This is a genomic window from uncultured Mediterranea sp. (assembly GCF_902493215.1).
Classification (GTDB): Bacteria; Bacteroidota; Bacteroidia; order Bacteroidales; family Bacteroidaceae; genus Bacteroides.
Genome location: NZ_CABUOL010000005.1, coordinates 148,678 through 161,399, shown reverse-complemented (window position 1 = coordinate 161,399; position 12,722 = coordinate 148,678). Strand labels below are relative to the sequence as shown.

The 12,722-nt window shown below is 48.7% G+C and carries 8 protein-coding genes; 4 read left to right on the top strand and 4 right to left on the bottom strand.

Annotated elements, in window-relative coordinates:
- Nucleotides 1-159: 159 nt before the first annotated feature.
- The 3 genes from RDO88_RS04935 to RDO88_RS04925 all read left to right on the top strand — a co-directional run bounded on the left by RDO88_RS04935 (nucleotide 160) and on the right by RDO88_RS04925 (nucleotide 5,857).
- The gene (locus RDO88_RS04935) at nucleotides 160-2,898 is read left to right on the top strand and encodes a TonB-dependent receptor domain-containing protein (protein WP_307758315.1); all 2,739 of its coding nucleotides are present in this window, start codon (nucleotides 160-162) and stop codon (nucleotides 2,896-2,898) included.
- Nucleotides 2,899-2,919: 21 nt separating this feature from the next.
- Nucleotides 2,920-4,809, top strand: coding sequence for a choice-of-anchor J domain-containing protein (locus RDO88_RS04930; RefSeq protein WP_307758314.1), 1,890 nt, complete (start codon nucleotides 2,920-2,922; stop codon nucleotides 4,807-4,809).
- Between the two features lie 82 nt (nucleotides 4,810-4,891).
- The gene (locus RDO88_RS04925; protein WP_307758313.1) at nucleotides 4,892-5,857 is read left to right on the top strand and encodes a DNA/RNA non-specific endonuclease; all 966 of its coding nucleotides are present in this window, start codon (nucleotides 4,892-4,894) and stop codon (nucleotides 5,855-5,857) included.
- An 88-nt stretch (nucleotides 5,858-5,945) separates the two neighbouring features.
- Here the strand turns inward: RDO88_RS04925 and RDO88_RS04920 are convergent, their stop codons facing one another.
- The 4 genes from RDO88_RS04920 to wecB form a co-directional block, all read right to left on the bottom strand.
- Nucleotides 5,946-6,902 (bottom strand): NAD(P)-dependent oxidoreductase, encoded by a 957-nt coding sequence (locus tag RDO88_RS04920; RefSeq protein WP_307758312.1) that lies wholly within the window; start codon nucleotides 6,900-6,902, stop codon nucleotides 5,946-5,948.
- A 19-nt stretch (nucleotides 6,903-6,921) separates the two neighbouring features.
- A complete protein-coding gene (locus tag RDO88_RS04915) occupies nucleotides 6,922-8,190 on the bottom strand; it encodes an AAA family ATPase (RefSeq protein WP_307758311.1) in 1,269 nt (422 codons plus the stop codon).
- Between the two features lie 14 nt (nucleotides 8,191-8,204).
- Nucleotides 8,205-10,793, bottom strand: a complete 2,589-nt coding sequence (locus tag RDO88_RS04910) for a DUF5686 family protein (protein ID WP_307758310.1) — start codon at nucleotides 10,791-10,793, stop codon at nucleotides 8,205-8,207.
- A gap of 148 nt (nucleotides 10,794-10,941) precedes the next feature.
- A complete protein-coding gene (gene wecB, locus RDO88_RS04905) occupies nucleotides 10,942-12,027 on the bottom strand; it encodes a non-hydrolyzing UDP-N-acetylglucosamine 2-epimerase (RefSeq protein WP_307758309.1) in 1,086 nt (361 codons plus the stop codon).
- Between the two features lie 82 nt (nucleotides 12,028-12,109).
- On the opposite strand from wecB, the gene RDO88_RS04900 reads away from it, so the two are divergent.
- Nucleotides 12,110-12,721 carry a TRIC cation channel family protein gene (locus RDO88_RS04900; RefSeq protein WP_307758308.1) on the top strand — a complete coding sequence of 204 codons (612 nt, stop codon included), beginning with the start codon at nucleotides 12,110-12,112 and terminating at the stop codon, nucleotides 12,719-12,721.
- The last annotated feature ends 1 nt before the right edge of the window (nucleotide 12,722 follow it).

Genomic DNA, 12,722 nt, shown 5'->3' with positions numbered 1-12,722 from the left:
TGTGGAAGCTACATGGAGCCTTCACTATAAAAAAGTCTTTCTCATTCTGAAAAAATGTAGCGTTAATGTAATATTTATATGGATATTATTCATTATCTTTGCAGGAAGAAACATAAATTAATGTTTAATTAACAATATCTATTAACTAAAAACAGAATTATGAGAAGAAATCTAATTCACTTCCTGTTAGTTGCTGTGATGGCTGTGTGCAGCGTGTCTGCCTTTGCACAGACCACTACAGTGAAAGGTCAGCTTGTTGATGCAGAAACAGGCGAGCCTTTGGTAGGTGCTGCCGTTATGGTAGAAGGTACTACACAAGGTTCTGTAACCGACATCGACGGTTATTTCAAGCAAAGCGTTGCTGCCAATGCCACATTGTTGTTCAAGTATGTGGGTTACAAAGACCTGAGACAGAAAATTACTCGGAAGGGCGCTTCTGTAGACTTGGGCGTTATTCAGATGCATGCCGATGCGGTGATGCTGAACGACGTGGTCATTACTTCATCTGTGGCCATTGCCCGCAAGACGCCGGTTGCGGTTTCGACGGTCGAGCCGGTGTTTATCGAAGAAAAGTTGGGTACAAAGGAATTCCCTGAAATCTTGAAGTCAACTCCTGGTGTGTATGCAACCAAGCAAGGTGGTGGTTTCGGAGATTCCCGTATCAATATGCGTGGTTTCGAATCGGAGAACATCGCAGTGATGATCAACGGTGTACCTATGAATGATATGGAGTGGGGTGGTATTTACTGGTCCAACTGGGCTGGTTTGTCAGACGTGACACGCAGCATGCAGACACAGCGTGGTCTGGGAGCCTCCAAGGTATCAGCTCCTTCAGTCGGTGGTTCTATCAATATTGTGACAAACTCGGTAGAGGCCAAGAAAGGCGGTTCGGTTTCCTATGCAATGGGTAACGACGGTTACAATAAAATCATGTTCAACGTGTCTACCGGTATGAGCAAGTCGGGTTGGGCATTGACTTTGCTGGGTGCCAAGACTTGGGCTGACGGATATATCCAGGGTACCGAATACGAGGCCTACAACTGGTTCATCAACATTGCAAAGCGCATCAACGACAACCATCAGTTGTCATTCACGGCTTTCGGTGCTCCCCAATGGCACAATCAGCGTAACAACAACGACGGTCTGACCATCGAAGGCTGGCAGACGGTTGCCAAGAAATACATGAACGGCGATAGCCCCTACAAGTATAACCCTACTTACGGTTATGGCCTGAACGGCGAGCGCAAGACTTCTGCCCGCAATGCTTATCACAAGCCTCAGCTCTCGCTGAACCACTTGTGGCAGATTGACAACAAGTCTTCTTTGAGTACTGCCCTCTATGCTTCTATCGGTAATGGTTATGGCTACTCTGGCCAGGGACTGGAATCGGCTGACCGTAGCAACTGGTATGGTGCTTCTTATGGAACACTGAATACGACGTTCCGTCACGAAGATGGTACGTTTGCTTATGACGAAGTTTACAAACTGAACCAGGAAAGCGAGAACGGTTCCAGAATGGCGATGTCCAAGTCCTACAACAAGCACACTTGGATTGGTTTGCTTTCTACTTATACGACCAAGTTTGGTGAATATGTCGATTTCTATGGCGGTGTAGACTTCCGTTATTATAAAGGTGTACACACCAATGAACTTTGTGACCTCTATGGTGGCGATTATTTCATTGACTCTTCTTCGCGCCAGAATGTATTGGTGGCCAACAATGCTGCTGCAGCGGCCGGCAGTGCTTTCGTCAACCAGAAGTTGCAGGTGGGCGACGTAGTTTACCGTGACTATGATGGCTATACGTTGCAGGAAGGTGTGTTTGCACAGGCCGAATACAACAGAGACAAACTGAGTGCTTTCGTGGCCGGTTCTCTTTCAAATACGGGCTATTGGCGTTACGACCGTTTCTACTATGATGCTGATCATGCAAAATCGGAAACGGTGAATTTCCTGGGTTGGACAGCCAAGGGCGGTTTGAACTACAACCTCACAGACAATCACAATGTATTTGCCAATATCGGTTATATCAGCCGTGCACCTTTCTTCTCGGGTGGTGCTTTCCTCCAGTCAACTACAAGTAATCTGACCAACCCTGATGCAGTAAACGAGAAGGTGTTCTCTGCTGAGTTGGGTTATGGTTTCCGTTCCAAGTTCCTGACAGCTAACCTGAACCTGTATCACACGAAGTGGATGAACAAGACCATGAGCCGTGGTATTGATTTGAAGAACAGCGACGGTGTATTCGTAGACCGTATCAGTATCAACATGAGCGGTGTCAACGCTATCCACCAGGGTGTCGAACTTGATTTCGTTGCCAAACCCTTCAAGTGGTTGGATGTTCGTGGTATGTTCTCTATGGGTTACTGGCGTTGGGATTGCGATGCCAAGGGATATTTCTATGACTCTACCGGCCAGCCTGTGAAGAACTGGACGAACCAGGGTGAAATTACTCATGCTTCGGGTATCCAGGCAGAAGATCATGCTTCGATGACTATCCACCTGAATGAAACGAAGGTTGGTAACTCTGCACAGACTACTGCTGCTTTGGGTCTCGATGCCAAGATTACCAAGGACCTGAGCGTTGGTCTCGACTGGAACTATTACGGACGCAACTATGCAGACTGGTCATTCAGCTCGAGTGATTTGGTGGCCAATGGCGAGAAGTCGTATGACGATCCTTGGAAGATGCCGGATGCCAATGTATTCGACTTGAGTGCAAGATATCGTTTCAACATCGGTAAGATCAATGCTACGCTCTATGGTAATATCGACAACGTGTTCAATCAGGAGTATATTACAGATGCCATCGACGGCTCTTCACATACTTGGAAGGATGCACGTGTGTTCTATGCATGGGGTCGTACGTACAGCGTGAGACTGAAACTGAATTTTTAATCTCTAAAGTTGGTAGAATTTATGAAAAGAAAATATATAATTCCCGTAATGGCATCGTTGCTCGCATTGGGCGCCTGCGATTACAATGAAGATAATTTTGAAGGACTGGAAGACATGACTCGTCCTACCAATGTCTTTAAGAAAGATTATACTCTGACTGAGGCTGATTACTCGACTATTGCCAATAACAGTACAAACAAGTCTTTGGCTTCCGAAGCTGGTCTCTCCGGTGAATTGTCTGCAATAAAGACTTCTTTGACCTTTACCGATGAATTGCCGGGTACTGTATATATTCCTGCTTTTTTGGCAGCTACTTGGTATACAGGCGATGATGGTTCTGCAATCAAGGTAACTTATAACCAAAGGAGAGCTTCCACTGCAACAGAAAAGGCCATCAATGCAGCGTCGATTTATGCAGTAAGCAATGATGATTATGCTGCTGCTTGGGGTGGTGCCAAGAATACTTTCTTTACCCCTACCGAAAGTGCATCCAAACATGTTCCCGGCATTTTGAAAGCTGAATATCCCGATGCTGCTGACGGTGACGTTGTTTTGGTGGATTATAATTACTCTGAAGAGGAACCGAGTGGTGAGCAGCCGGCTTTGAACGAAGGTTTCGATGGCCAGACAAGCAATGAAACTGTAGAAATTGCCGGCTGGCATAATGTTACAACGGTAGGCTCGTATACATGGCAGGCTAAATCCTATAGTGGTAACTTTTACATGCAACAAAGTGCCTATAAGCATAAGGACGGTGAATTGGAATCGTATATGATTACTCCGGCCGTTGCTGTAGAATCGGGCATGAAGCTCACTTTTGATGCTTGCTACGGAAACTATAAGGCCGAAGGTGGTCGATTGACATTGCTTTATAGTGAAAATCTGGCAGGTTTTACAAAAGAAGACATTGCTGCCGCTACTTGGGTTGACATAACGGATGCTGTCGAGATTCCGGTTCCTACGGGTACTTATGGAACATTGGCTAATGTGTGCGATTATGATTTGTCTGCCTTGGCTGGTAAGAGTGTTTACTTTGCCTTCCGTTACAACGGTAACTCAACGGATGCAACTACTACTGTTCAGGTGGATAACATTGTAGTGAAGAAAGCTGCTGGAACAAGTGATTTGAAGTCTGTTAAGGTCAGCGATCTTTTCCAATTCAACGGTTCTGAATGGGATTTGTTTACAGGTGCTCTTTCCTTGGATGAAGCAGACTATCAGGCTATGGGAAGTAATTATGGTAATCTGGATGACTCAATGTCACCTGATGCTTATTTGCCTGTTTATCTGTCACAGCAATATCCTTATGCACAGGAAGAAGACCAATATACGGTAGCATACAAATATTATGCGAATAAACAGACAAGCGTTCAATGTGCTACTTATACCATGCTTGGTGGTAAGTGGACTCCGGCCGCACAACAGGTTCTTACCAATCAGTTTGTTTTGACTAATGGTAAATGGAATTATGACCCCAGTACGGTAATCGACTTGCCGGTTGACAAAAGTAACACAGAAGTTTCTGCTTTCTACCAGGCTATTACCGATTGGGTGAAGGAGAACCATCCTGAATATGTAACGGGTTATGGTAATAATGATTATTATTATGGTGGCTCTGCTTATCAGAATAATTTCGATTTCCGTGTAGATAAATGGAAAGAGCAGGGTACCTACAATGACATGAGCGATGCAGACATTGAGAAATTGATGTGGGAACGTCTGCCTGAATCTTTCCCGCACGCATTGGAGGCACTTTATGGTTCTGTTGCTCCGGTTGAAGGTATTGATGTAATCTATACCATTAATTTTGGAATTTATGATGGCTCTACAACTTCTTGGACTATTCAATATAAAGTTGTGGCTGCCGGTAAATTTGAATATGTAGCAGATTCGTTGAAAAAAGTAGAATAAGCATTTTTAAGTCAATAGTCAAAGGGGATGTCACCATGCCTGTGATATCCCCTTTTTCGTCCATTATAAACCTGATATGATTATGAGAAAAATCGATTCTTTATTTATTGTGCTCCTGATTGTGTTATTGGTGGCGTGTGGTGGCTCTGATTCTTCGGTCAATCCGGAACCAGAACCTCCAACTACGGAAGAAAACGCCAATGCCAATGAACCGGTAGAAGGAAAATCATTTGTGACAGATTATTCCATGCCCCGTTTAAATTCTGAGAATTACTATGTGGAGCATACGGTGACATATGATGGCAAGAAAATCTTGAATTATGCCTATGAGTGGGTGAAGGACAAGAAACATACGGCGTGGGTGGCTTTCAGCTTTGACGAAACAACTTCAAAGGTGAATTATAAACGTCCTCAACATGAGAAAGAGCCATGGTCAATTGATCTGGAATTACCTGGGGGGTGGTGTCCTGAAGAGAATAATTATAGGAGTGATGGTTTTGATAAAGGCCACCTCTGTGCATCCGCAGATCGTCTTTTCTCAGAGACTGCCAATAATCAAACATATTATTATAGCAATATGAGTCCGCAAATGAGTTCCTTTAATGGAGGTGTTTGGGCCTCATTTGAGATGCAGGTAAGGAAATGGGCACAATCTGGAATGTATCGTAAAGTTTATACAGCGAAAGGTGGTACGGTTAATCAGTTGCTTGTGAACTTTACGGGTACGCGCAAGGGAAATGATGATGTGCTACCTGAGACTGATGCCAATGGTTTTACCAAAAAAGGTTTGGCATGTCCCAAGTATTATTTTATGGCTATTTTGGCTGAAAAAAATGATGGCTTTCAAGCTATAGGTTTTTGGATTGAGCATCGTGATGATTATGGTTACGAATATGATAATTTTGCGCCTGCTACTTTTTTGAAGACATACGCTCTCAGTATCGACGATCTGGAAAAGAATACAGGCCTTGATTTCTTCTGCAATCTGCCCGACAATGTGGAGAACGCTGTCGAGAGTTCATGGAAGGAAACAGACTGGACCTGGTAATCGGAGTGTGGTAACACTTGCTGAAACAAACAATCCCTGGTATCTTCGGTAAAGAAAGATGCCAGGGATTATTCGTTTGATGGAATGGTTACTTGTTTACTACATGGATGGGCTTTCCTTCTATATAAGCTTTCAGATTGTCCAGCGCAATTTGCATGAGGCGTTGGCGGGCAGCCGTGCTGGCCCAGGCAATGTGCGGGGTGATGTAGCAGTTACGGGCGGTGAGCAGCGGATTGTCAGAGCGGGGAGGTTCTTGTGAGAGAACATCGACGCCGGCGGCGTAGATGCGTCCGCTGTTCAGTGCGTCGGCCAGATCTTGCTCGTTGATGAGTGGTCCGCGTCCTGTGTTGATGAGGATGGCGGTGGGTTTCATCAGGCTGAGGCGGCGTGCGTTGACCATCTCGCGGGTCTGCTCGGTGAGGGGGCAGTGCAGGCTGACGATGTCGCATTCGGCAAACAGCTCGTCCAGCTCCATCTTCTTGATTTCGGGCGGCAGCTGGAAGTGTGACTTGGAGGTATAGGCATGCACCTCCATACCAAAGCTGATGGCGATGCGTGCGGTTCGCATACCTGTGTTGCCCAAACCTACGATACCTATCTTTTTACCGGCCAGCTCGATGAGCGGAGTGTCCCAGAAACAGAAATCGGGGCTGTTGGTCCAGCGGCCTTTGTGTACCTCCTCGGAGTGGTGCTGAACCTGCTGGGCGATGTTCAGCAAGTGGGCAAAGACCATTTGGGCTACAGAGTCGGTGCTGTAGGCCGGGATGTTGGTCACAATGATACCCTGCTCCTTGGCGGCTTCGGTATCGACAATGTTGTATCCGGTTGCCATGACACCGATATATTTCAACTGTGGCAGAGCTTTCATGTGTTCGGCCGAGATTACGACCTTGTTGGTCAGGAGGACATCAGCGCCTTCGGCACGTTCCAATATTTCCGAGGGGGCTGTGCGGTCGTATACGACACATTCGCCCAATGTTTTCATTTCGTCCCAGGAAAGGTCTCCTGGATTGGCGGCATAGCCGTCGAGTGCTACAATTTTCATGTTATTCAAATATATTTGATTAAAACCGTTCTTTTCCCCATAAAGCTTGCATCCGTTCCTTATGCTTGGTTTCGGCTGCATTCTCTTGCGGATGCCAGATGCCATGGTCCTTCAGGTCATCGGGCAGGAACTGCTGGCGAACGAAGTGCCCCGGATAGTCGTGGGCGTACTTGTAGTCTTCGCCGTAGCCCAGCTGCTTCATCAGTTTGGTGGGGGCGTTGCGCAGATGAAGGGGGACGGGCAGATTGCCTGTCTGTCGGACCAGCTCCAATGCATCGTTGATGGCCATATAAGCCGAGTTGCTCTTGGGGCTGGTGGCGAGGTAGATGGTCGTTTCGGCCAGGGGGATGCGGCCTTCGGGCCAGCCTACCTTCATCACGGCATCGAAGCAGGCATTGGCCAGCAGCAGGGCGTTGGGGTTGGCCAACCCGATGTCTTCCGAGGCTGAGATGACCAGCCGGCGGGCTATGAAAGCGGGATCTTCACCGCCCTCCACCATGCGGGCCAGCCAGTAGATAGCCCCGTCGGGGTCGCTGCCGCGGATAGACTTGATGAAGGCGGATATGATGTCGTAGTGCATCTCGCCGTCCTTGTCGTAGGCCAGCGGATTCTGTTGCAGGCGTTCGGTCACCATGTCGTCGGTGATGACGACGGTGTCGCCTGTTTCCGACTCGACAACCAGTTCCAGTATGTTGAGCAGCTTGCGGGCGTCACCTCCGCTGTAACGCAGCATGGCGGTGGTCTCCTTCAGCTCGATGTGGCGTTCGCGCAGGATATGGTCGGTAGTCAGTGCCCGCTGGAGAAGTTCCAGCAAGTCTTCCTTTTCGAGTGACTTGAGTACATAAATCTGGCAGCGCGACAATAGAGGACGGATGACTTCAAATGAAGGATTTTCCGTCGTGGCACCGATCAGGGTCACGATACCCTGTTCGACCGCTCCCAGCAATGAGTCCTGCTGCGACTTGCTGAAACGGTGGATTTCGTCAATGAAAAGGATGGGATTGGCCTGCGAAAAGAACCGGTTGTTTTTGGCGCGGTCGATGACGTCGCGCACGTCCTTCACGCCGCTCGTTACGGCACTCAGGGTGTAGAACGGGGTTTCCAGCTTGTTGGCGATGATTTGGGCCAATGTTGTTTTGCCTACTCCCGGAGGACCCCACAGAATGAAGGAAGAGATGCGTCCTGCATCAATCATCTTGCGGAGCACCGCTCCAGGGCCGACCAGATGTTTCTGGCCGATGTATTCGTCTAATGTTTTAGGCCGAAGCCTTTCTGCCAGTGGTTGCACGTTAGTTCTATGAGTTAAAATATCATCATAATCATGAAGCGGATGCCGTCTTTTTTCACGCCGGGAATATCGGTATAGGTAAGGCGCCGCACGTACTCGATGTGCAGCAGCTTGAAGATATTATAGATACCTACACTGGCCTCCACATAGGGCGTCTTTCCCATGACGTAACTGGTAGGTACGCCGTTGCGGGTGGGGAAGAGGAAGAGGTCCGGATCATTGCTTTTGTATGGGTTGTTCTTGTCGGTCAGTGTACCCCACAGGCCGCGGATGCGGAACATCTCGCGCCACTTCAGCTTCTTCAGCAGCGGGATACGGTTGAAGAGCTTGCCGTTCATGTCGTAGCTCAGGGCCAGCGAACCGTAGCGGTCGTTCAGGAACTCCATGTTGTTGATGAGCGAGAACGATTCGTTGTGCTGGGTGATGTACGACAGGTTGGCCATAGGCAGGTTCAACAGGGGGAAGGGCACTTTGTTCCATTGTGCACCGGCACGGGCGGTAATGTCTATCTTTCCCCACGAACCGAACCAGAAGCGTTTGCGCAGGCCTATTTCGGTAAGGTTGAAGTTGTATTCTCCGCCCAATACTCCCTTGAAGCCGGCTGTATGCGACAGGGTGAACTGCGGGGCATCCAGGGAGACGGGTACACGGCGCTGCTTGGTATTGACGAACGTTTCGCCCGGGGCATAACGCAAGGTCACACCGACTTCGGCTGTCGTGATGTCATGGACGAAAGTGTTTTTGTCGCCCTTTACGCCGGGGGTCTCACCGTCGTTGCGCCAGTATTGCAGGATGCCGGCCGGCTGGTCGTTGCGGTGGCGCAGCATGGCCTTGACGGAGAAACCTGTATTGGTTTCCAGCTCGTAGTTGATGGTAGCGTCGCGGATGTATGACATCTGGTCGACGGTAGTCCATTTCCAGCCTACAAACATGTTGTCCTTGTCTGTATCGAGGTATTTGTCTACAGGCGACATGACGTCGTAGGTATATTTGGCTGAGATGTAATGCTTGGGAAACTCCCACAACACGTATTCACGCTTGTTGAACGAATAGGCCACCTGGCCGGAATAGAACCACTTCTTGTCGCGCGTACCATAGGCTCCGTATCCGCTGAAGTTCCAGTGGGGATGCAGGTTGCCGGTGGTCATACCGCTGAGACGGAAACGGGCACCGTTGACGTAGTTGCTGGTAATGATGGTGTTGATAGGGCCGAAGTCGAACTTGCTGGGGTGGTCCTTGGTTCCAGTCTCCACGAAGTTCTCGATCAAGGCCTTGGCGCCGAAGATGATAATCTTGAATCCCGGTATTTGTTCGATGCGGTTCATGAAGATGTCCATGGTACTTTCCTTCTTGGTAAGGGGTACCTGGCGCACTTCAGCCCAATATTCGTCGCTCTTGGCCAGCATGTTGGCTTCCTTGATGACTTTACCTTTCAGGCGGAACAGACGGGGTTCTATCTCGTCGAAACTATATTTTGAATATTTGGTGGTGCGCTGCACTTCCAGTCCCTGAATGCCTTTCATCAAGGCCAGCTCGACAGTCATGTCGTCGTCGGTCAGTACCCAGTTGCTGTCGGGCAACTGTTCAAACTGCTGGACGATGTCCAGGTTCTCTACGAAGTTCACTCCCGTTTTCTTCGGAAGATTCATGGTACACTTCTTTACGGCATAGGTAGAGTCCTTCACCACATACAGATGGCCTGTAAAACCGAAATCCTGCGGATTGTTGGGAACGAATGTCAGGTGAACGCATTCCTGCTGGTCTACCATAAGCGTATCCATCAGATAATATCTGTAGAAAGAAATGGCTCCACGCCCGATGGGGCTGACAAAACGCCGTTGCAGCAGGCGGATGTCGTCATCGTAGATATTGATGTCTGAGAAAACATCGTTCAGAATGGTACCCAGCATGTCGCCCGTACTGAAGAATTCTTCGATACCGGTCGAATTCATACCTTCGATAATCGTCTTCTCGCTGCGCGGACTCTTGCGGTAGATGGTACGTGAAGCTGTCTCCTTGATGGAGATAGGCAATATCTGCTTACCCGTCTTGGGAGATGTTTCCACCTGGTCCTTGAAGAAGGAGAACTTCTTGTAGAGGCCTTTCTCCATTTTTTCGGGAGTGACGTCGTTGAGCGACATCTTCATCTTTTCGTACTTCTGGTACTGGTAGAAGTCATTCTCTTCCAGCTTCAATTGTTTTTTGTGGTCGATGACCTTGCGCATGAAGTCGACTGCCGGATTATTCTTGCGGGAATATTTTTCTTTCTTGGGCTTGACCACCACTTCGGACAACATGATGTCGTCGGGCGACATTTTGACGTCCAAAACTTTCTGTCCGGGTTTGATCTTGATTTTTTTTGTGACGTAGCCAATGGTCGAGAAGGTCAGCTCGTCCCAGCCTTTGCGGGTCTCGACCGTGTATTCTCCTTCGCCGTTGGTGATGGCACCTACGCCTTTGCCTTCGTACTGGACAGTAACATATAAAAGAGGTTCATTGGTAAGGGAGTCTGTAACGACACCCCTTATTTGTGCGCTTGCTCCCGTCAGATGGGTGAATAGGAGTATCGCCAGAAGGGTGAGGGTTATATATAATTGCTTCATACCTATCATAATGGAACTGCAAAGTTAGTAATTTGCAAGCAAATAAGAAGCAAATTTGGATTATTTGGGAATTGGAACTTGAAAATAGGGGGAAATTCCCGGTAATTTTGTATCTATTTCTTAAATTCCAATTCCCGAATCCTGTAGTTTATTTCTTCAATAGCACCTGTACGATGCGTTCGGCTGTACGGCCATCCCAGCGTTCGGGCAGGGTACTGTGCTTCCAGTCGCCTTTCAGCATCTTCTCCAGTGAAGCCGACAGGGCAAAAGTGTTTTCGCCTACCAGTTCGTTGGTACCGATGCGCCATGTCTCGGGATGTTCGGCGTATGTGTTCAGCGTGATGCAGGGTACGTCGAGGAAAGTCGCTTCTTCGGCGATGTTGCCGGAGTCGGTTACGATGCCCTGTGCCTGATTGATGAGGAAACCGAAGTGCAGATAACTTTGTGGCGGCAGGATGTGCAGGTTGGGGGCACTGATTTCTGTTGCCCGGATGGCCTGCTGGACGTACGGATGCAGAGGGGCCACGATGGGAGTACCTTCCGCACGGTCAAGAATGGTTTGCAGCAGTGACTGGAGTACCTGGCGCTGCTGTACAAGCTCACGCCGGTTCAGGGTGAGCAGCAGATAACAACCCTTTTTCAGACCAAGGGTGGAGAACCACAGGGGCTGGAGCAGACGATGACGGTTGTAGCGTATGGAATCCATCAGAATGTTGCCTACGTAATGGATATATTCCGGTATCATGCCTTCCTGGTTCAGGTTGCGGTTGGCGGCCATACTGGCGGCAAACAGATAATCGGAGATGGCATCGACGATGGTACGGTTTACCTCGCGTGGCATGTTCATGTCGAACGAACGGGTACCGGCAATGACGTGTGCCACCTTCAGACCGCGCTTCTTGGCTACGATGGCGCAGCTCATGGTAGCCGTCATGTCGTCGACCACCAGTACCGTCTGTGCCGGGTGGGCATTCAGCTCTTTTTCGAATGCCAGCATGATGTCAGCCGTTACTTGCGAATGGTCATTACCCGTGACACCCAGATAGGCATCAGGTTTCTTCATGTCGAGGTCGGAGAAAAGGGAGGCCTCCAGTGCCGGATCGTTTTCGGGACCCGTATAGATTACTCGGTAACTGATGTCCTGACCGGCTTCGCGTGCGGCATCCATGGCGCGGCAGATGGGGGCTATTTTCATAAAATTGGGGCGTGCACCCGCTACAATCGTTATTTTCATGAGTCGTATCATTTAATTCTTTCACAAAAGTACGTTTTCTAATGGAATTTTATTCGTTACTTTGCAGGAAATTTTAGTTGTTATGCCTACATTTGTTCAGATACTCGATTTTGTGGGGACGTTTGCTTTTGCTATCAGTGGCATTCGTCTGGCTTCGGCCAAACGTTTTGATTGGTTTGGCGCATACGTGGTTGGTTTTGCTACGGCCGTCGGAGGAGGTACGTTGCGTGACTTGTTGCTCGATGTGACTCCCGGCTGGATGACCGATCCCATTTACCTTATATGTACCGGGCTTGCCCTGATATTTGTGACTATGTTCGGCAAGCATCTCATCCATCTGAACAATACGTTTTTCTTCTTCGACACCATCGGTCTGGCGTTGTTTACGGTTGTAGGTGTGGGCAAGAGTCTGTCGCTGGGTTACCCTTTCTGGGTGGCTATCATCATGGGTAGCATGACGGGTGCGGCAGGTGGTGTCATCCGCGACGTGTTTATCAATGAAATTCCGTTGATATTCCGTAAGGAGATTTATGCAATGGCCTGCGTGGTGGGCGGACTGGTCTACTGGCTCTGTGCGTTGGGGCAGATGGACGATTATATTTGTCAGATAGCCTGTGGCATTGTGGTTTTCCTGACACGTATTCTGGCCGTGAAGTACAAGATTTGCCTCCCGACGCTGTCGGGGCACGCCTGAC